Below are 21,172 nucleotides of genomic sequence, written 5' to 3'. Positions count from 1 at the left end.
AAAGTATACCTTCGTACACAAAATCTTAAGACTTTTAGCAATAAGTTTACACAGGTGGACTACCCTGCGTTTATTTGGGTGGAAATTTATTCGCAATTCTCTTCATGCAGGAAAGTTAGTATAGAAGCTTAGAAGCATTAGCTTGTCTATGTCCTTATCCATGATAAACTTTCGCATGCTTCCTCAGCCGTTGTCTTGGAAATTTCCGGATGGCGGAGAGTGCCTTTGCACAAAAATTTCCGCTCGCTGCTTCTTATAGCCATAGCACAGAAAGCTGAGAACTGCGACCATTGCTTGCTTTTACACCCAACCTCTGACCCCTGATCCCTGACCTCTGCTACAAAACTAATGAGCCGGACTTGAAATAACCATTTCTGGCGCTTGACCATTTAGTGCTAAAAAAGCAGCTTGCGCCGCAGCTTGTTCTGCTGCTTTAATCGACCTACCTGTACCTTGCCCTAATTGTCGTCCTTGCAGCCATACTTGGGCTGTAAAGCGATCGTGAATGTTGCCGCGATGATTGATTTCCTGTACGCGGTACTCTGGTAGGCATTTATAATGCGCTTGCGTCCATTCTTGGAGAGCGGCTTTATAGTTAAGTCGGGCAGGATCTGAGCGAATTTGGGCGGCAAGCTGTTTAAAATGAATGTCTAACCAAGGTCGTACCAACTCCAAATTATGAGTACTGAGATATAAGGCTCCGAGTACTGCTTCAAAAGCATCAGCTAAGCGCGATTCCTCTCCAGCTTTATCTCCCGTCGCACTTCCAGCAACTAGCAAATACATTCCCAAGTCATATTCATCTGCTAAAGTTGCCAAAATGCGATCGCTCACCAACACTGAACGAATCGCGGCAAATTCACCCACCGGACACTCTGGATAAGTTTCCCACAAAACTTCGGCTGCAACGAGTCGTACTACCGCATCACCAATAAACTCCAACTGTTCATAATTTGCTTGCGCTGAAACACTTGGATGGGTTAGTGCCAAATCTAAAAGGTGCCATTGTACTGGCGCTTGTGTTGGCAGTCCTAGTTTTTGTACGAGGTTTTGTAATTGCTTTTGACGACGTGGATAACTTAAGCTCATTAGTGAAGTTGGGGTTCAGCGTTTGGGAGATGAATCAGATAAAGAAAACGAATGGCATATTACGATCAATCATCTACTGATTCTCTGCTTTTTCCCATCTTCCTTTATTCGTATCCTCATTCAATCAATCTACTACCTACTTGTAGGTAGGGAAAGAGCAGGACATAAGCCGGATTCTGTTATTCACCCTTGCGCATTACCGCAGGTGAAATGCGGTTATCTATCTGGGACGCCTGTCACCAGACGCCTCTAGCGGTTCTCCTACAGCGGAACTGGTAAAAGACCAACCATAGTTCCTCCGACCTTGCTCCCAACCGGGGTTTACCGAGCCAACGCCTCTCGACGTTGCTGGTGCGCTCTTACCGCACCTTTGCACCCTTACCTGTAAGCTAAATGCTTCATCGGCGGTATGTTTCTGTGGCACTATCCTCACGATCACTCGTACTGGGCGTTACCCAGCAAGTTTGGTCTTTCGGGAGTCCGGACTTTCCTCAGAACAGCTGCTTAGAACTGTTCCGCAACCGCTGCGCCTACTCTTTCCCTAGTTCCAGTGTAATCCTTGAAACGAGTTGTTATCTACGCGATCGCCGCCAAAGACTACTCTTGCGACTGTAATTTTTGGCGACAGTATCATCAGCGATTGTCGAATAATTTTCAAACCAGCCGCGTCGCCAGAAAAAGACAACGAGTAAAGCAGCGATCGCGCCCATACTTATCAAACACAGCGGATAGCCCCAATACCAATTTAATTCTGGCATATTCCAGGGCGATCGCTCGGTATTAAAATTCATTCCATACACCCCAGCAATAAACGTTAATGGAATAAAGATTGATGAAATCACTGTTAGCAATTTCATAATTTCATTCATCCGGTTACTAATAGCAGATAAATAAACATCCATTAATCCTGCTGCTAATTCACGATAAGTTTCTACCATATCTAAAACCTGTACTGCATGGTCATAACAGTCACGTAAATAAATTCTCACGCTTTCGCTAATCTGCGCGCTACCATCGCGAATTAATGAATTAATCGCATCTCTTTGCGGCCAAATGGCACGTCGCAGCGTTAATAAATCTCTTCTCACGCGATAAATTTTTTCTAACGTTTTTCGTGTTGGGTTAGTGACAACTTCCTCTTCTAAAGCTTCAATAAGTTCCCCATAGTCTTCTAAAACAGGGAAGAAACCATCAATAATTGAATCTAAAAGTGTATATAGTAAATAATCTGCCTGCTGTTTGCGCAGGGTACCTTTGTTTTGGCGAATGCGTTGTCTTACTGCTTCAAAGCAATCATGTTCGGGTTCTTCTTGAACTGTCAATAGATAATTTTTACCTAAAACAAAGCCTACTTGTTCGCTGTAAAAACCAATTCTATTTTCTTTAGGAATTACCATCCGTGCAATAACAACTAATTGGTCTTGATGATCTTCTACTTTGGGGCGTTGTGGAACATTAACAACATCTTCTAATAGCAGCGGATGTAGCTTAAATACGTTGCCTAATCTTTGTAAAATATCTTCACTACCTAATCCTTGGACATCAACCCACGAAACTGACTCACTATCTAAGTAAGGAAGACATTCTTCTGGTGTACTTACTTGTTTACGCATAGCATGAGCTTCGTTATAGTCGATCAGCATAATAACTGGTGGGGGAGCGTCTTCCTCGATACTCAAAGTCCCTGGTAAGCTTCCAGGTTGCTCGTAGAAGAAATCTTCACGGACAGACTTTATCTCAGAAGGAGAAGATTGAATCGATGTTTTGACCATGCGACAGGAGGGTTAATATTGTTTTAATTTAGGGCTGATATCAGTAGGCAGCTTTCACAGCAGGGGAGAACTTGTTTATAGCTCTCATTGGGTGAACTAGTATAAGCTCGTTCCTTTATCCTGCTTCCTGCCAAATAGTATTACAAAGCAGTTTTCTGAGGCTGGGGAGATACTGTTGCACAATACTAGCCAAAATCTACTTGCATAAAAAAGCAGCTTGTTGAAAGCCACAAACTGCTTGAACAATTAATTTAATTGTAGGTAGTGGGAAAGTGGGGAATTACATCATGCCCATACCACCCATGCCACCCATACCGCCCATACCGCCCATATCAGGAGCAGCAGCAGCTTTCTTTTCAGGTTTTTCTACGACAAGTGCTTCGGTTGTGAGTACCATTCCAGCAATTGAGCCTGCATTTTGTAGGGCTGAACGCACAACTTTTGCAGGGTCAAGAATTCCAGCAGCGATCAAGTCTTGAAATTCGCCTGTAGCAGCGTTGTAGCCTATATTAAATTCGGTCTCCCGAACTTTTTCCACGATGACAGAGCCTTCCACACCTGCATTATCTGCCATTTGGCGCAGGGGAGCTTCGAGCGATCGCTTGACAATATCGGCACCAATTTTTTCTTCGTCGTTGAGTTTATTTTTGATGTCTTCGACTTTGGTAGAAAGGTGAATCAGCATTGTACCGCCACCAGGAACAATACCTTCTTCTACTGCTGCTTTTGTAGCATTGAGCGCGTCTTCAATCCGCAATTTGCGATCCTTGAGTTCGGTTTCTGTAGCAGCACCGACTTTAATCACTGCAACTCCACCTGCGAGTTTCGCAATTCGTTCTTGAAGTTTTTCTTTGTCGTATTCGGAGTCAGTTTCTTCGAGTTGCCGACGAATTTGAGCAATTCGCTTTTGCACGTCGTCTTTATTATCGCTACCAGCAACAATAGTTGTTGTTTCCTTGTTAACGGTAACTTTGCGCGCAACTCCCATCATTTCTAAGGAAGCATCGTCTAAACTGAGTCCAACTTCTTCAGAAATGACTTGTCCGCCAGTGAGAACCGCGATATCGCGTAGCATTTCCTTGCGGCGATCGCCAAATCCTGGTGCTTTGATCGCGCAAACGTTGAGGACTCCTCTAGCTTTATTCACAACTAAAGTTGCCAAAGCTTCACCGTCTACATCTTCCGCAATAATTAATAGCGGTTGACCGGCACGCGCCACTTTTTCTAAAACAGGAATTAAATCTTGAATTGTACTGATTTTTTTGTCAGTAATTAAAATACGCGGATTTTCAAAATCGACGACCATCCGCTCGTTGTCGGTAATGAAGTAGGGTGAAATATAACCGCGATCGAGTTGCATCCCTTCTACAACTTCTAGATCGGTCGTCAGCGATTTGGACTCTTCTACGGTAATTACGCCATCTTTGGTCACGCGCTCCATTGCTTCGGCAATCATGGCGCCGACTTCTTCATCATTACCCGCAGAAACAGTTGCGACTTGCGCGATCGCACCGCCTTCCACTGGTTTTGCTGCTGCGGCAATTTCTTCAACTAGCATATCGATGGTTTTTTCCATCCCGCGTCTTACTGCAACAGGATTTGCGCCAGCTGCAACGTTCTTTAAGCCTTCTCGAATCATTGCTTGGGCTAAAACGGTGGCTGTTGTTGTGCCATCACCAGCAACGTCCTTTGTTTTTGATGCGACTTCTTGAATTAGGCGCGCGCCAGTGTTTTCTAGCGGATCTTCAAGTTCAATTTCCTTGGCAACGGTAATTCCATCGTTAACAATCTGGGGTGTACCAAATTTCTTTTCGAGTAAAACGTTACGCCCTTTTGGTCCTAATGTAATTTTGACAGCATCAGCAAGAGCGTTGACACCGCGTTCTAACGCCCGCCGCGATTCTTCATCAAACGCAACGATTTTTGCCATATTGTTTTATTTTTTCTAGCGCTTCCAATTTTCCAATTTAGCACTCTCTAGTCTGGAGTGCTAACCCTGAAGAAAAAATCAGGTGAAAAGCAAGGGAATCAAACATGATGGCTAGTGACTAAAGCTGAGGATACTGAGGATAGAAGTGCGCTCTTCGGATATCCCCTGTAGTCAGTAGAGGCGATCGGCGTGGCAGATAGTAAAGCCCAATGGCTATATGTGTTGTAGCTTCAAATGTGAATGCGCAATGCTATCTGTGTTTGAAGTTGAACTTTGCGATCGCAATGGACGAACCTACGAGTCTTTAGGGTTGCGACCAGAGTAATTTCTGGTATTGCGCTTTAACTCAACATCAGCAGGGTGTGCGATCTTCAGCTAATTCCAACCTTAGATTCTCTACCATTTCTCCAAATAAGAACTACAATTAACTTCTCCTCTGCTCCTCTGCTCCTGTGCGATCTATTTGTAGAAACTTTAAAGAAAACAATATTTTAAAAGCGCCCCTACGCCATTACCATGCCACCATCAACATTAAACACTTGCCCAGTAATATAACCAGCCGCAGGATCGGCGGCGAGAAAGCGAACCATTCCAGCAACTTCTTCGGGTTGACCGTAGCGACCAAGAGGAATAAATTTTAGAATTTCTTCGGTATTGCTGAGATTGCTCGTCATATCAGTAGTAATGAAACCAGGTGCAACCGCATTGACAGTAATTCCGCGCGGCGCTAATTCCTTAGCAACAGTTTTTGTAAATCCAATAACTCCGGCTTTAGCAGCACTGTAGTTTGCTTGTCCTGGGTTCCCCATTTGACCAGCAACGGAAGCAATACTGATAATGCGTCCGCTACGTTGCTTGAGCATGATTTTGCTAGTGGCGCGAGTACACAAGAAAACACCAGTTAGGTTAAGGTCAATGACAGCTTGCCATTCTTCTGGTTTCATTCGTAATAACAACGTATCGCGGGTAATGCCAGCATTGTTTACAAGTACATCAACGCGGTTCCATTTTTCCATAACAGTATTTAGCAGTGTATCAACTTGGTCGAGTTTGGACACATCTGCTTGTAGTGCAATGGCATTTCCCCCACCTGCTGAGATTTCTGCAACAACTTGTTCGGCTGCGGTGCTAGAACTCGCATAATTAACAACAACGTTTGCACCTTCACTCGCTAGGCTAAGCGCGATCGCTTTGCCAATTCCCCGCGAAGCACCAGTCACGATCGCAACTCGGTCGCGTAATCGTTGCAAATTGTCGGGCAATACTTCCATAAAAACACCTCTACAACTATCTTGCTTCAGCAATGACGGTTAACCGCTCAATGATTGTAGATTGATTTGTGCTCTGTAACTAGGGGTCTGAGCTCGGAGGTCAGAGGTTAGGTATATTGCAAAAACTATAGTTTAAAAAGGAAGAAGACAGAAAAATTTGTCCCAATAAAGAAGGCTCGAGGTAATAGGTCATTTTCTCAACTAAAGGTCTACATTGTCGGGATCTCTGACCCCTAGTTATAAATGCGATCGCGGTCTGAAAAAATTAGGATAGAAATGCAATCGTCAAAAATCACTACAAGTTTATGGCAACTAAGCAACAGTTCAAAAATTTTGCCGAATTATTGGCGCAATCGAATGTTCCAGTCTTAGTCGATTTCTATGCAGACTGGTGCGGTCCTTGTCAGATGATGGCAGCAATTCTAGAACGAGTCAATGCTCAGTTTCAGCAGCGACTGCGTGTTGTGAAAATTGACACTGAGAAGTATCCTGAAATCGCTAGTCAGCATCAAGTTCAAGCCTTACCAACATTAATACTTTTTAAACACGGTCAACCGGTAGAGCGCATTGAAGGTGTGATGCCTGCCGATGCGTTGATTCAGAAACTACAGACTTTGCTGTAAGGGGTTTGTTGTTAAACGCGGCTCACTTTAAGACAGCACCAGTCTTGTTTTTGCAATTGGCTAGTCACGCGCCAGCCATACTGAGTTAAAGTATTACTAACAGCGTCGGCTTGGCTCATCAGAATTCCGCTAAGAATACCCCACGTTGATGCGTGCGCGATCGCATTCCATTGCGGAATTAACTGGATAATTACCTCTGCCAAAATGTTACAAACAATGCCGTCTACTGGTGCTGGTCCAAATGATACCAGCCGCTCAACGCTGCCTTGTTCAACGATTAAGCGTTCTGGTGGGATTGCATTGAGTTCGCGATTACTGACGGTAGATTGTACCGCAAGGGGGTCAACATCAACTGCATAAACTTGACTTGCGCCTAGAAGTAATGCTGCGATTGACAAAATCCCAGAGCCACAGCCAACATCTGCGATAACCGTATTAGGCTGAATTTGACCTTCGAGTGCCTCAAGACACAATTGCGTTGTCTGATGATTGCCTGTGCCAAAAGCAACACCAGGGTCGAGACGTATGATGATACGCTCAGTACGTGGTGTTGGTAGCCAGGCGGGATTAATCAAAAAGCGATCGCCAATTTCCTGAGGATGCCAATATTGTTTCCAACTATTTGCCCAATCTTCTTCGTCAAGCAGTTGCTGATGTATCTCTGGTGCAGGTAAATCCATTGACAGAGCATTTTCACTTAATTTTTGCCACAGTGCTGCTAAATCGACTGCTTGCGCCTCTTGGGATAGTAAATATGCACGAATCAGGCGAAGATCTCCTTTTTTTTCACTCGCCATCCCCCGAACGCCAAATTGCTCTAGCTGCCAGCAAGCAATTTCCTCTAGCACAGGATCGCAAAGAATCTGCAATTCACACCAGGTATTAGCCATAGCCATTAACGATTAAGTTAAGTGGGCGAATATAAGCGTAAAAGAAAGGCTAGTAACTGGTTGTTGGTTAATTGGAAAGAATACCTATTACCCATTACCCATTACCCAACCTAAAAGTATGCCTACCTACTTCACTGTTTTCTCCTACAATGTCACAGTATAAGCATCGCGAATGCCTGATACTTTGGTTATCTCGTCTAAAATGCCTTCGGGTAGCGGATCGTCAAGACTCAAAACCATAACAGCATCACCGCGCACAATTTTACGCCCTACCTGCATACTCGCAATATTCACATTAAAACTACCCAGAAGCGAACCGATTTTACCAATAATGCCTGGCATATCGCGATGCAGCGTAAATAGCATATGTTGACTTGGGGGAACGTTGACGGGAAAGTCATCAATGTCTGTAATGCGAATTTCGCTGTCACCAAGCAATGCACCTGTCACGGAATGATCGCCCAAAGAACCTTTGGCTTCTAAATGCAACGAACCTGCGTAGTCGCGCACAGATGCATCTCGCGTTTCAATGACACGAATTCCTCTTTCTTTGGCTTCAATTGAAGCATTTACGTAATTAACGCGTTCGCGTAGCGCTTGCGAAAGTAATCCTTTGAGTGCAGCGACGACGATAGGCTGACTTTTGTTCGTTGCGAGTTCGCCTTGCAATTTAACAACTAGTTGTTCTACTCTACCTCCTGCCAACTGTCCTACCAAGTTGCCCAAGGTTTCTGCAAGCTGCATATAAGGACGGAGTTCTTCAAGGATATCAGGACCAAGTCCAGGAATATTGACTGCAGAACGCGCGGGTAATCCGAGCAAAACGTCGCGAATTTGTTCAGCAACATCGATCGCCACATTCACTTGTGCTTCGGTAGTAGATGCTCCCAAGTGAGGTGTGAGGATAACTTGTTTGCCTAGTGTCTTTAAAGGAGAATCGCCTAACGGTTCAGTTTCGTAAACGTCAAGTGCTGCGCCAGCAATTTTACCTTCTTTGAGCGCGTTATACAGTGCGGTTTCATCGATAATTCCCCCACGCGAACAGTTGATGATACGCGCATTTGGTTTCATTTTAGCGATCGCTGCGGCGTCGATTAAGTGCGTTGTTTCTGGTGTCTTGGGGATGTGCAAGGTAATATAGTCAGCTTCTTGCAGTAGAACATCCATGTCTACCAAGCGACACCCTAATTGATCGGCTCTTTCTGTAGAAATGAAAGGATCGTATGCTAACAACTTCATCCCCATAGCTTTCGCCGCAGTAGCTACGTGCGAGCCAATTTTCCCTAAACCAACGATCCCCAGCGTCTTTTTGTAAACTTCTGCTCCAATAAAACTTTTACGATCCCATTTGCCACTTTTGACTGAAGCATTTGCATCAGGAATATAGCGCGATAACGCCAGCATCATCGCTAACGCGTGTTCGGCAGCGGCGATCGTATTACCTTCGGGCGAGTTGACAACAACAATTCCCTTGCGCGTAGCAGCATTAACGTCTACGTTATCGACTCCAACACCTGCTCTACCAATAATTTTTAACTGCGTTCCTGCTTCGATAATTTCTTGAGTTACGCGGCTGCCAGAGCGAATCATTAACGCGTCGTATTCTGGTATAATCTGCGCCAGTTCTTCTGGCGATAGTCCCACTTTGATGTCAACGGTAGCAACTTGAGACAGAATATCAATTCCTGCCTGGTCAATCGGATCGGAGACGAGAACTTTAGCCATAATCAGCAACAATTAGCAAGCAAAACTGGGTAGGAAAAACGCGATTTATGATAGCAAAATGCTCTCAAGCAGCAATTGTTATCATTTACACAACTGTAGGCAATCTGTAAGTTTGAAAAAACTTCCTATGCTGCAGCGCAGTTGCTTCCGCAGTAGGTTATTTTAACTGTAAAGGCGTCCCAGCCAGAACATTTAATAAAATAATTTCTGCACTTGGGCTATACCTTTATTAATATACCGACAAATCCGGTGGCGTAAGGTAAATCATAGATTATGACAAAACCCGCTGCAGGCTTACCACTGGTACATTAAGAATAGAGATTTGCTCAAGTGAACGGTTCGCCAAGGTTAACTTTGGTGGAGGGGCGTTCACCGCATAAAGGCGGTCAAGCACAATTGTCGATCAACAAAACTTGCGAAGATGAATTACCTTGTTGCTGTATTACCAGATCGCATCCAAGCTGAAGCTGCTTACCTAGCACTTGAAAAAGAAGGCATTCCCACAGATAAAGTCAGTATTCTAGGGAAAGGATACAAGAGTGCTGACGAGTTTGGGTTGATTGACCCTAAAGAGCAGGCTAAAAAGCAATCGCGAATTATGATGCTGTGGCTTGTACCCTTTGGCTTTGTTGCAGGAGTCGCTTTTAATTTGCTGACAGGATTGAATACTTTTCCTTGGGCTGGAGAAATTGGTAATCAGTTAATTGGTGGGTTATTAGGGGCTGCTGCTGGTTATATGGGAAGCTTTTTTGTTGGCGGTGCAGCCGGTGTAGCTTTTGGTAGTGGTGACGCTTTACCTTATCGCAATCGCTTAGAGGCAGGTAAGTATTTAATTGTGGTTCGCGGTTCAGAAAGTTTAACTCGTCAAGCAACGCGGGTTTTGCGTCAGTTTGAGCCAGAGAATCTGCAAGGCTATGTCGATCCTGCAGGAGTGTGATGTGGCAAGTGTTTTAACGAACCACTCTAAACACGCGGATCGTCAAACGAGGACTGACTGAGATGAAGCGAGTACATCCTTAATTAATTTAAGACATCAAATATATTTGGAATGTTACCGAGAGAAGAACTTTTAAAGGGCGTTGAAAACCGAGATATTGTGGCGCGGGTCATCGATCAAGCACAACAGGCGATTAAAACTTGGGAAGTTGTGTTGACTGATTTTTTGTCTCCTCCAGAATTAGCAGAAACGCAACAGGTTTTTAGCCGTTTAACTGAGTTACAAACGCTCGCTTGGGGTGGGTATCCACAAGCAGAAAGGCAACGTCTAGCGATCGCGCGTGCTGAAATACCTCTGGACGTGTCGCGCGTCGCTGTCGCAGCCCTCGATATTTCTGGAAATTTTCTGTTTGATACCGCAACGCATCGCGATTTTTTGGGCGCAATGCTGGGTACAGGTATTGTTCGCGAGAAAATAGGTGACATTATTGTGTTGGGCGAACGCGGCGCACAAGCAATTGTAGTTCCTGAACTTGTTGAATTTTTAGAAATGAATCTTCAGCAAGTTCGTTCGGTTCCAGTAAAAACACAACGCATTGAGTTAAGTGAACTCAAGATTCGCGAACCTAAGAAGAAAGAACTGACAACAGTTGAAGCTTCTTTAAGATTAGATGCGATCGCTTCTGCTGGCTTTGGTACTTCTCGCAGTAAAATGGCTGATCTGATCGATGCTGGCGACGTGCGTGTCAATTGGAAAGAAGTTACTCAAGCTAGCACGCCAGTTAAACCAGGAGATTTAATCGCAATTCGCGGTAAAGGACGCTTAGAAGTAGGTGAAGTTGCTGTTACTAAAAAGGAACGTTACCGCGTGCAGTTAACTCGGTATGTATAACTAAAATTTTTGAGTAAGGGGTAATTGGTAATAGGTAATGGAAAAGACTTTATATAAGCGTGCAGTTAATGCAATTAACGTTTTACTTTCTACTACCTAAAACTGTTTTCCAAAAACTTGTAATCGCTTCTCTTGGTAAAAATCGCGGGATGTTTGCCAAGAACTGATTTCGTAAATCGCCAGGAACAATCACAGGATGCTCTTTTTCTAAGGCTGCTAAAGCTTCGCAGACGACCGCCTTTGTAGAAGTATAGTTTTTTTCGGCAATATTGACTAAAATGGGCGGAAATTCTGCATCTTTAAAAAAGTTCGTATCGGTTGGTCCTGGGCAAACAGCAATCACGCGAACACCGTATTTACGATTTTCTGCCCACAAAGCTTCACTAAAACTGAGGATAAATGACTTGGTTGCCGCATAGACGCTAAAGTAAGGCATAGATTGAAATGCTGCAACCGAAGACATATTAATAATATTACCTGAACCGCGTTGCCGCATCTGTGATAAAAATAAATGCGTTAAATCTACAAGCGTCAGAATGTTTAGCTGTATCATATTTAACTGTGTTTCGCGATCGAGTTCGATAAAGTCACCGTATTCGCCAAAGCCAGCGTTGTTAATTAATAAGTCGATCGTGACACCTTTACTATTGATAGTATTGAATACGGTTAGCGCCGCTTGTGGTGCAGTTAAGTCTTGAGGGATAATCTCTACTTGAACTTGGTATTGCGCCTGGAGTTGCGTTGCAAGTTGTTCGAGTTTCGCTTGCGATCGCGCAACTAGCACTAAGTTTGTCCGGCGTGCAGCAAGTTCTCGCGCGAAAGCCGCCCCAATCCCCGCAGAAGCACCTGTAATCAATGCCGTTGTCATGTACTTTACCAAAAATTTTAAATCTCTTAACAATACTTAACTCTATGCTAATTTTTACAAAAAAAAGCAGTTTATCTCGTAAGGAATACATACCCAAGAAGATTTTGTTCAAAACGCAACAAAATGTTTCCTTGTTAACAGTTTTATTATCAAATAAATTTATAGTTTGTTTGACATTCTGTATCTTGTGATTGCAATAGTATCTGATGAGAAAATATTCGCTTAAGAGGGTGCTGCGAAAATCTCCCATATTTCCAGTAGTCTTACTGCTGGTTATATCAGGAACGGCTTTAGCAGCCGAAGAAACAACGGCGGCGGACAATGGATTTCTTGCTGGAATTGATGCGGTTTTTTCAAGGTTGGTAGATGCACTATCGCAGGTACTGTTTTTCAGTGTTGCAGGTCTACCGTTCATTGTCTTGTGGTTAATTGTCGGCGCAGTCTTTTTTACACTGCGCATGAAATTTGTCAATTTTCGGGCTTTTGGTCACGCAATCTCTGTTGTTCAGGGACATTACGATAATCCGGCAGAAACTGGAGAAGTCACTCACTTTCAAGCTTTATCGGCAGCGCTTTCAGCAACGGTAGGATTAGGAAATATTGCAGGGGTGGCGATCGCGATTCAATTGGGCGGTCCTGGTGCCATGTTTTGGATGACGATTGCTGGATTACTAGGAATGTCTAGTAAATTTGTCGAGTGTACGCTTGGTCAAAAATATCGCTTAGTATCGCCTGATGGTACAGTTTCCGGCGGTCCAATGCGGTATCTCGCACGCGGTCTAGGAGAACTCGGATTGCGCCCTCTAGGAAAGTTGCTAGCTGGCTTGTTTGCAGTGTTATGCATTGGCGGCTCGTTTGGTGGCGGAAATATGTTTCAAGCCAACCAATCTTACTCGGCGATCGCTGGAGTGGTTCCCTTATTTGTGGGACGCAGCTGGCTTTATGGACTCATTTTAGGCGCCATGGTCGCTTTAGTGATTATTGGTGGTATTCGTCGCATCGGTGGAGTTGCAGAGAAGCTTGTTCCCGCGATGTGCTTAATTTATGTTTTAGCGGCGCTGTGGATTATCTTGACTAATTTACCGCAGGTACCTGGCGCGTTTGCCACAATTGTGAGCGAAGCGTTTGTGCCGCAAGCCGTGACAGGGGGATTCATAGGAGTACTCGTCCAAGGGTTTAGACGCGCCTCTTTTTCTAATGAAGCTGGTGTCGGTTCAGCAGCGATCGCCCATTCCGCAGCCCGTACAGAAGAGCCGATTCGTGAAGGAATTGTTGCTTTGTTAGAACCATTCATTGACACTGTAGTCATTTGCAACATGACAGCGCTGGTTGTGATCATTACTGGTGTATACACCGATCAAAATGATAGTGGGGTACAGCTAACAAATACGGCATTTGCCTCAGTCATCAGTTGGTTTCCAGTAATTCTGTCACTTGCAGTATTTTTGTTTGCCTTCTCAACAATGATTTCTTGGAGTTACTACGGCGAACGTTGTTGGGCTTACTTGTTTGGCGATCGCTCTACAATGATTTACAAAGTCATCTTCGTCATTTTTGTCTTCGTTGGTTCTGTTGTTAACCTAGGCGCGGTTCTTGACTTCAGTGATATGATGATTTTGGCTATGGCTTTTCCTAATATCTTGGGTTGCTATTTATTATCTGGGAAAGTAGCAGCGGATTTAGAAAGCTATATGAAACGATTAAATACTGGACAAATGCCAGTTTATAGATAATCGATCCAAGCAAGTAGTTACAAGTCAATGAGTGCCCAAATATAAATAATCAACGGTAGGTAATTAGTAGCTCGTAATTGCTCATTTAAAGAGTATTCACTCATTACCGATTACCTACCAACTTAACAAGCGCGACGCTGCTAAGGAAAATGTTATGAGTTGGTTACAAAGAAATCGTGTTTTAGTCCCAATCGATTTTTCAGAAGAATCGTTTGCCGCACTAAAGCCTGCACGAGAATTTGTCAAAGATTCCTCTCAACTGTATGTATTACATGTTCTTTCTCATCTCCATCCTGCTGAGCCAGGAGTTGTGTGGGAAGCAATAGATGACGAAACACGTAAAAAACACGTTCAAGAAGCACTACGAGAACGCCTTAAAGATTCAGAGTTTCAAGGAGTTCAAATTAGCGTTTTAGTTGGCGATCCTAGTTCTAAAATTATTGATTACGCTCAAGAAATCAACGCTGATTTGATAGTTATACCATCTCACGGACGTACTGGTCTGAGTCGTTTCTTTCTAGGTTCTGTTGCTGAGCGAGTCGTTCGATTTGCACACTGCCCCGTAGTTGTTTTGAGAAAATAAATCAAGGCTTTATATAACAGTTATTCAAAACCTTAATGCCATGCCGCTACATAAACTCGAACTTTATTTCTTAAAAACATTTAATTTACGAGCAATATATTTATAGATAGGATACACGTTTCCATACTGCTGATTTATTAGCTTGAAAGACTTAAATTCTCTTTCAAAAATGTCTAAATTTTGAGAAATTTGCTGTTCAAATAGCTGTTTTGCGTACTGGTAGAGTTGAATATCTAGCTGATTATAATACTCTACAGTTTCAAGAGTTTGTGGTGGAACACTTGCTTTAGATTGCCGATTCTTGGTTACATTTTCTTTAACGTATAGTGGCATTTTCCAACCAAATTTATTTTTTAGTAAAATTAGTGTTTCATCAAATTTTTCAGTGATTCCTACAACTGTAAAATAATCTTGTAATCGTTGTTTAGCAATGGCTAAATGTTCTTCAGACATTTGATCGAAGCCGACTTTCGATTCATCTACCGCTGCTATCAATCTGGTTTGACCATTATTAGCTGCTGTAGCTATGCCACTGCTAACGTACTCTTGTAGACTTAAATTTTTTCCTTTTACCTCAGCATGTAACCAATGTTTAGGGTTGCGTATTATATAGTAATACAGTGAAATTACTCTTTCTACTGGTTCGCGTAGCATTGTGATGTAAGTTGATGGGCGAGGTAAATATTCATGTAATCCAAAATTCATATGCCCCTTCAACATTTTGATTTCTTGTCTGCGTGCTATTGGTAAGTTCTTAAATTCCTCGATCGATTCAGCTACCTTTAAGCCGTCAATAGAGTAAATAACATTAGCTGGATACTGCCGCTCTATTATACGGTGTAGCGTGCTGCCCGCAGCTTTCGGTAGATGTAGAAAAATTATTGCTTGTTCTTGTTGTAAATCTTTGGATAAAGTTGACATTATAAGTGCTCAGTAGTTCCTTGTTTATGGCAATTATAATATACAGTTAAATGCGTAGTTTATAGCTTTTCAAGATCGCTGAAGCTATAGTTAGTTTTTTTTAAGATTTGAAGTAATAAAGCCTCTTCATATCTCTCAGTTTTTTCTACTCTACAAGTGAAAACTTGAAAGACAAACAAATCAAGAAGAATATTTTTTTGATAGTCTTTACTATAAAGCAGAGGTTGTGTTACACTTGATAATCCAAAGGACGTATAGCTCAGTTGGTTAGAGCGCTACGTTGACATCGTAGAGGTCACTGGTTCGAGTCCAGTTACGTCCATTTAATTTTGCTGATAGAGAGTAACAGCTTACAAATTTAAACCACGCGCTCGGTTCCAACGAACTAGTGTAGGCGTTTAAGAATCGAGTCACGATCGCCTTACTCGTACTTTAGTTACCACAGTAATAGAAGCAAGAGGATAACCTTCTATCGTTTAGGGAGTATCAAGTAATACTGACCCCCTCTTCTGATAGATATGTGTAGCTACCTAATGTAAAACCACAGACCGATGAAGTAACTGGTTCGATTAGAGAGACTAGGAAATCAGTAAGTATTGGTGCTTTATGCATTAGTACTTTTGTAGTTAAGTATGGAGGGAATAATGGCAACTCAACTTAAGCGTGCAGTTGGTACATTTTCCAGCCGGACAGAGGCAGAATCAGCTCTCAATGCCTTGAGAGATTCTGGTTTCTCTATGGATAAAGTTTCAGTTTTGGCTAAAGACACAAACCGCGACGAGCAGGTTGCAGGGGTAGATGTACAAGATCGCGACCAAGTAAATCGACGGGGTGACAACGAGGCACAAGAAGGTGCAGGTATTGGTGCAACTACCGGTACTGTTCTAGGAGGTGCCGGCGGTTTATTAGTAGGTTTGGAAGCCTTACTCATTCCTGGAGTAGGACCTTTTCTTGCGGGTGGAACAATTGCTACAACCTTGGCTGGTGCTGGTATTGGTGCAGCAGCAGGAAGTATTGTAGGAGCGCTAACGGGATTAGGAATTCCTGAAGAAGAAGCACAAGTCTATAGCGATCGCGTCTCGCAAGGCGACTACTTAGTCTTCGTAGAAGGTACTGCAGCAGACATTGACCGTGCTGGCTCAGTTTTAAGTAGTCGAGGTATTAATCAATGGGCAGTATACGATATGCATGCTGACCAAAGCCGCACTAAAGCTACTCCAACGCAAGTCGAAACCGTCGAGCAAAGTACTCCACAATATACAAGCAGCGAAGTTCGTAATGAACGTACTGTCAACAGCACAACTGCTGAACCCAATGTAAAAATTGTTGACAAGCGACAAGAAACGCGGTAAGAGCACGACTGCGTTCATCCAATTGACTCCGAGAGTAAAAAGCTACTGCTTGCGTATTACCGATTAAGCGGGTAGTCTCCTCGATAGAATTATTTCAAAAATTTCAAAATCCTCCAATTGATGGGGGATTTGGGGGGCTCACCCTCTCGGAGTTTCTCCCTGACAAACGACTCAAAAGATACTCGGCAAAAAATTGGGAGCTTGCCAAAGCGTGTAACCAATGGATACGACTATCAAAGTAATCAAAGCTGTCAGCACATAACTAACACACATTAATAAACCGTCTGATTCTAGGGTAGCCACAGCAAATAGCAAGATTCCTACCGTCGGAATCGGGTTAGTGAAGGGAATTGGAGAAATTAATAATATTGTTAGCCAAGAAATACACAACCCATTAAGTTGCCAAGTAATACGACTTTCGGCAAGGGCTGTCCAGCGAGGACGCGCAATTTTTTCAACTACGCGCGTGACACGTCTTAAATTTTGGAGAATTTGTACAGTAAAATGGCGGGAAAATCGAAATTGCGCCACTTTTTTAGGTAACCAAGGCGATCGCCGTCCTACAGCCATTTGTAGCGAAAGTAACAAACACCCTGAACCCAACGGTCCTGTGAACCCTGGTGGCATTGGAAACAAAAAAGGCAAAACGAGCAACGCAATGACCAAACTAAAACCCCTTTCCGATGTTTCGGCGAGGATCTCACCAATTGTTAACGGTTGAGAAGCTAGCTTTTCTAGCAGTAGTTTAATATCCTGAGAAAATCTAAGCATCGGGTGTTGTCTTTATTAAAACAGCTAAGGCGTCAAAACTGCTAAAGCATGAGGAATAACACGAAAATGCGCAGGTGTATAGGTTGTAATTTCTCCATCAGTATTTATTGGCAGTGGTTTGCGCGTATATACTTCAATTTCCTGACCGTGAAAAGCTCGAACACCCGATAATGTTGTATACTTTCCGCTTCGCAGTGCTGGAAATAAAGTTAATATCTGCCACCAGTGCTGGATTTCTAAGCTATATACATCTAACCTTTGGTCATTAATCTTGGCATCGTGTACAATCGCCATGCCACCTCCGTAGTAACGACCGTTGCCAACCGCAATTTGAACTGTTTTCACGCGAATTGTCTGTCCATTGCGCCGAATTTCTGCGTAAAATGGATGCGCTTGCCACATTGCTTCAATTGCCGTTATAGCATAGGCCAAAACTCCCCAGCGGCGCTTGGCTTCTTTTGTCAGCTTTTGGGTAATTTGTACGCTTAGTCCCAGACTTGCAACATTAAAAAAATACTTGCCATTAACCCAGCCTAAATCAATGTATTGAACATTACCACGAGCAATCACTTGGCAAGCTATGGCGAGATTCGAAATTCCCAGCGTGCGAGCTAGGTCGTTAGCGGTTCCCAAGGGCAAAATCCCTAAAGGTAACTGAGAATTGACCAAACTATCAACGACAGCATTCAAAGTTCCATCGCCACCACCCACGATCGCTAAATCAACCTTATTTTGATAGCTGCGGATAATTTCTGGCAAATATCGCGCATCTTCAGTTATTTCTGGAATCAACTCTATCCCTAAGTTTTCTAATTGCGCGATCGCGTATGTAAGATTGCGTCCTTGACGCGCGTGACGATTGACGAGTAGCAATGCGCGACGGGTCATATTTATGGTAGATGTTTGCTAAATTTAATCGGAAAGAATTTGCACGGTTCCTAGCTGACCATCGATTTCTACTTTTTGCCCATCTTTTAGAATAACCGTCGCATTATGAATATCCATAACAGCGGGTAATCCGTACTCGCGCGCCACAATAGCGCCATGAGAAAGACGTCCTCCTACTTCCGCAATTAACCCACCCGCTCTCGCCAACAGTGGTGCCCAGCCTGAGTCGGTATAAGGTACTACCAGAATTGTCTCGCGGTCAAGCGCAGCAGCTCCTTGCAAATTGCGTAACACCTTAACACATCCTGTTACCCTACCAGGACTAGCACCAATACCCTTTAGTAGAGGTGTAGAGGAAGCAGAAGAAGCTAAAGGGGCGGGGGGAAATTTGCCATAAACGAGAAAAGGCGCATCTAAATCACGGTCTTTTTCCAACTGCGATCGCCGCTGTGCTACTAAATCCTTCAACTGTGAACTTAACTTCTGAGAGTCAGTACCCGCGATCGCCTGTCGCACTTCCTCAAATTCCAAAAAGAAAATATCCCCCTGAGATTCCAACAATCCTGACGCAATCCAAACTTGCTCCAACGCCACAAACCGCCAACGCAAATGCGCCAACAACTGACTATAAACCTCCGTTACCCTCCCCTTCAAATCAACACGCGCTTGCACCAAACCTTTCTTTCCTTTGCGTCTTTGTGGTTCGTTCCTTTCTAAATCCTCATTTTCCACAAACTGCACAAACAACTTGCGCACATACTCCGGTTGCTCCCGCCAAGTTGGAATTGCAATATCAGTCCCCACTTCACTGAGATAGCCATAACGCGCCAACAATTCGTCAAACCGTTGTAGAATTTCCCTACCGCGATCTGTTGCCGCCAACTGTGCAAACACTGATTTTGTAGATTCTAGCGACGTAGGTAAAACGCGACGCGCATCATTCGCAAGTTGGGCAAGCGATCGCAGCGCCGCAACTTCAGGAGTCAGACTGTTATCAATCTCTGTATCTTTCGTCCTAAAAATCACCTGCCGTAAAGCGGCACTCAAAGGTGCCAAAATACTGTAATAAGTCGCCCTTTTCAACAACACTAAAATCGAGTCGATTTGTGCTAGGAGTTGCGCTGGATCGCGATTGCCCAAGTCATGCAACGCAGCTAATGCTGGCTGAAAGTGTTGGCGATCGTCTCTATGAAAATCTCTAACTAAATTCAACTCGCGATTGAGTAACCGCAATAAACCTGGGGTATTGCGTAGCGTCGAGCGTAACGGAGGCTTACTAAACTTTGCACCCCGCGTCAAAAACTCCAAACTCTCCGGCGGTAAACCCATGCGTAAAAAAATCCGCCCTAGCAAAGAGGCATTAAAATAAGCCCGCGAGTAATGTAGTGTTGCAGTTTGATTAAAATCTAAACCCCGCGCGCGACTTCCTAAAACGATCGTGAAAATTTCTCCCCAGACCCCACAAGTCAAAGGACGATTAATCGACCAAGTGAGCGGACGAATTAATCCAGGAATAACTTCCGCAGCGATCTTTCGCGTCCAAATTGGAAGTAGCGTTGTAATCGGGCGTGCTTGTAACAACCACAAAGTTTTGCCATCATAACTCCACTCAATATCTTGCGGAATACCGTGATAGCGAGATTCTAAATGTCGGGCTAAAAAAGCAACTTGTTGAATTAGGCGCGGAGGAATGTCACCTTCGCCTTCAACAGGTAGTGTGATATTTTCCGGTAAAACCCAGTTTTGGCTGTGTTCTAAGTCAGCTTGTGACACAGTAACGCGATATTGCTCTGGTGTCACTTGTCCAGAAACGACTTTGCTCGCATTTCCTGGTAAAGCCTCAATGACTACAGCATCGCCTTGCTGCATCATCGGATCGCGGCTAAATGCCACTCCCGAAAAGACACCTTCTACCTGTGTTTGAATGAGTACCGCCATTGCTGCTTCTGGCAAACCGCGCCCTTTACGATACTCGATTGCGGCTGGATTGTCGTAGGAAGCTAAAACCGAGGCGATCGCTTGTCGTAATTGTGCTTGACTTGTTACGCCTAAGACCGTTTTATATTGTCCTGCGGCTGAGGCTTGCTGCGAATCTTCACCGATCGCGGAAGAACGAACAACCAAAGGAGACTTTTCCGAAGTTGGCAGATAATTGACTAAAGGTTCTGAATCGTCCCCAGGAGGAAGTACCCAACCCTTGGGGACTGGGTAGCCCCAGCGGAGTAATTGCGATAGCGTAGCAGCTTTTTGCCCGACTTGAGCCGCTGTCAATTCTTCACTTAAGGAAACTATGGCCTTATCGCCACGAAAAAAGCGAAACACTTTTTGCGACTCCGCATGTCCTGCATCTGCTGTTAAGTTTAAATCATCAGGAATTTTTTGATAAATCCATCCTAGTAAAACCGCCAGCGCGATCGCCGCGATAATGCGGGCTGAGTCGTGGGGGCGCAGCAACGCAGTGAGCAACGGAAATAAGATCAAAATGCCAAATTTGCCTAATTGCCGTTCGCGTAAGACAGTAAAACTAATTCCCCCAATAAGAAATACTAAACCTGCAACAACAGGATCGTGAACGAGAAAGCCCCAAACAACATTTGTCGTTCCCGCACCTTTAGCTATCCAATAACGTCCCATTACCAGGGCGATTAAGGCGATTAACTCCCACTCTGGCGCTTGGGGAAAGAACGCTCGCGCTAGCAGCACCGCCGCAATGCCTTTGAAAGCTTCAGATAAAACCGCAAGAATACCTGCAAGTTTACCGCCGTGATAAAAAGCTGCAGAGACACTGATATTTCCTGTGCCGATATTTGCTAGGTTGCGCCGCGTCAGCGCCGATGTTATCCAGGCAATTAATGGCAATCCACCAATGAGGGGACAGATCAAAAAAATCGCGATCGCACCCCAGACTTGCAGCATTTTAGAGTGAGA

The 21,172-nt window shown here is 43.9% G+C and carries 17 protein-coding genes, 1 tRNA gene and 1 other RNA gene; 7 read left to right on the top strand and 12 right to left on the bottom strand.

Annotated features, from left to right (window positions below; translation table 11 throughout):
* Positions 1-345: 345 nt before the first annotated feature.
* The 5 genes from rnc to fabG all read right to left on the bottom strand — a co-directional run bounded on the left by rnc (position 346) and on the right by fabG (position 6,062).
* Positions 346-1,089 (bottom strand): ribonuclease III, encoded by a 744-nt coding sequence (gene rnc / locus B1A85_RS20525; RefSeq protein ID WP_104548584.1) that lies wholly within the window; start codon positions 1,087-1,089, stop codon positions 346-348.
* Positions 1,090-1,238: 149 nt separating this feature from the next.
* Positions 1,239-1,627: RNase P RNA component class A (gene rnpB, locus B1A85_RS20520), an RNA gene on the bottom strand.
* Positions 1,628-1,661: 34 nt separating this feature from the next.
* Positions 1,662-2,861, bottom strand: a complete 1,200-nt coding sequence (gene corA, locus B1A85_RS20515) for a magnesium/cobalt transporter CorA (protein WP_104548583.1) — start codon at positions 2,859-2,861, stop codon at positions 1,662-1,664.
* A gap of 280 nt (positions 2,862-3,141) precedes the next feature.
* On the bottom strand, positions 3,142-4,791 hold the full coding sequence (gene groL, locus B1A85_RS20510) for a chaperonin GroEL (RefSeq protein WP_104548582.1): 1,650 nt from the start codon (positions 4,789-4,791) through the stop codon (positions 3,142-3,144).
* 503 nt (positions 4,792-5,294) lie between these two features.
* Positions 5,295-6,062, bottom strand: a complete 768-nt coding sequence (fabG, locus tag B1A85_RS20500; RefSeq protein WP_104548581.1) for a 3-oxoacyl-[acyl-carrier-protein] reductase — start codon at positions 6,060-6,062, stop codon at positions 5,295-5,297.
* Positions 6,063-6,367: 305 nt separating this feature from the next.
* On the opposite strand from fabG, the gene trxA reads away from it, so the two are divergent.
* The gene (trxA, locus tag B1A85_RS20495; RefSeq protein WP_104548580.1) at positions 6,368-6,685 is read left to right on the top strand and encodes a thioredoxin; all 318 of its coding nucleotides are present in this window, start codon (positions 6,368-6,370) and stop codon (positions 6,683-6,685) included.
* Between the two features lie 11 nt (positions 6,686-6,696).
* Here trxA and prmA read toward each other — a convergent pair whose 3' ends face one another.
* Entirely contained in the window at positions 6,697-7,575 is an 879-nt protein-coding gene (gene prmA / locus B1A85_RS20490; RefSeq protein ID WP_104548597.1) for a 50S ribosomal protein L11 methyltransferase, read from the bottom strand.
* A gap of 144 nt (positions 7,576-7,719) precedes the next feature.
* Positions 7,720-9,300 carry a phosphoglycerate dehydrogenase gene (serA, locus tag B1A85_RS20485; protein ID WP_104548579.1) on the bottom strand — a complete coding sequence of 527 codons (1,581 nt, stop codon included), beginning with the start codon at positions 9,298-9,300 and terminating at the stop codon, positions 7,720-7,722.
* Positions 9,301-9,721: 421 nt separating this feature from the next.
* Here serA and B1A85_RS20480 point away from each other — a divergent pair, with 421 nt between their 5' ends.
* Together B1A85_RS20480 and B1A85_RS20475 are read left to right on the top strand one after the other, a co-directional pair.
* Positions 9,722-10,237: a hypothetical protein gene (locus B1A85_RS20480; protein WP_104548578.1), complete on the top strand. Its 516-nt coding sequence runs from the start codon at positions 9,722-9,724 to the stop codon at positions 10,235-10,237.
* Positions 10,238-10,348: 111 nt separating this feature from the next.
* Positions 10,349-11,128, top strand: coding sequence for a photosystem II S4 domain protein (locus B1A85_RS20475; protein WP_104548577.1), 780 nt, complete (start codon positions 10,349-10,351; stop codon positions 11,126-11,128).
* A gap of 82 nt (positions 11,129-11,210) precedes the next feature.
* Here B1A85_RS20475 and B1A85_RS20470 read toward each other — a convergent pair whose 3' ends face one another.
* Entirely contained in the window at positions 11,211-11,996 is a 786-nt protein-coding gene (locus B1A85_RS20470; RefSeq protein ID WP_104548576.1) for an SDR family oxidoreductase, read from the bottom strand.
* Between the two features lie 206 nt (positions 11,997-12,202).
* Here B1A85_RS20470 and B1A85_RS20465 point away from each other — a divergent pair, with 206 nt between their 5' ends.
* Both B1A85_RS20465 and B1A85_RS20460 read left to right on the top strand, forming a co-directional pair.
* Positions 12,203-13,729, top strand: a complete 1,527-nt coding sequence (locus B1A85_RS20465) for a sodium:alanine symporter family protein (protein WP_104548575.1) — start codon at positions 12,203-12,205, stop codon at positions 13,727-13,729.
* A 154-nt stretch (positions 13,730-13,883) separates the two neighbouring features.
* Positions 13,884-14,312, top strand: a complete 429-nt coding sequence (locus B1A85_RS20460) for a universal stress protein (protein WP_104548574.1) — start codon at positions 13,884-13,886, stop codon at positions 14,310-14,312.
* A gap of 63 nt (positions 14,313-14,375) precedes the next feature.
* Here the strand turns inward: B1A85_RS20460 and B1A85_RS20455 are convergent, their stop codons facing one another.
* Positions 14,376-15,233, bottom strand: coding sequence for a sulfotransferase family 2 domain-containing protein (locus tag B1A85_RS20455; RefSeq protein ID WP_104548573.1), 858 nt, complete (start codon positions 15,231-15,233; stop codon positions 14,376-14,378).
* A gap of 248 nt (positions 15,234-15,481) precedes the next feature.
* Between B1A85_RS20455 and B1A85_RS20450 the strand changes: the two genes are divergently transcribed.
* A tRNA-Val gene (locus B1A85_RS20450) sits at positions 15,482-15,555 on the top strand.
* A gap of 322 nt (positions 15,556-15,877) precedes the next feature.
* Positions 15,878-16,585: a general stress protein gene (locus B1A85_RS20445; RefSeq protein ID WP_104548572.1), complete on the top strand. Its 708-nt coding sequence runs from the start codon at positions 15,878-15,880 to the stop codon at positions 16,583-16,585.
* A 171-nt stretch (positions 16,586-16,756) separates the two neighbouring features.
* Here the strand turns inward: B1A85_RS20445 and B1A85_RS20440 are convergent, their stop codons facing one another.
* From B1A85_RS20440 to B1A85_RS20430, 3 genes are read right to left on the bottom strand one after another with little or no spacing between them, the layout of a single operon-like run.
* Positions 16,757-17,356: an exopolysaccharide biosynthesis protein gene (locus B1A85_RS20440; protein ID WP_104548571.1), complete on the bottom strand. Its 600-nt coding sequence runs from the start codon at positions 17,354-17,356 to the stop codon at positions 16,757-16,759.
* Between the two features lie 24 nt (positions 17,357-17,380).
* Positions 17,381-18,244: a lipid kinase gene (locus B1A85_RS20435; RefSeq protein WP_104548570.1), complete on the bottom strand. Its 864-nt coding sequence runs from the start codon at positions 18,242-18,244 to the stop codon at positions 17,381-17,383.
* Between the two features lie 24 nt (positions 18,245-18,268).
* Positions 18,269-21,160 carry a glycerol-3-phosphate acyltransferase gene (locus B1A85_RS20430; RefSeq protein WP_104548569.1) on the bottom strand — a complete coding sequence of 964 codons (2,892 nt, stop codon included), beginning with the start codon at positions 21,158-21,160 and terminating at the stop codon, positions 18,269-18,271.
* Between the last annotated feature and the right edge of the window lie 12 nt (positions 21,161-21,172).

The sequence above is a fragment of the Chroococcidiopsis sp. TS-821 genome (assembly GCF_002939305.1).
In the GTDB taxonomy this organism is placed as follows: domain Bacteria; phylum Cyanobacteriota; class Cyanobacteriia; order Cyanobacteriales; family Chroococcidiopsidaceae; genus Chroogloeocystis.
The sequence above is the reverse complement of the archived record's forward strand: the minus strand, read 5'-3'. Positions and strand labels throughout refer to the sequence as shown.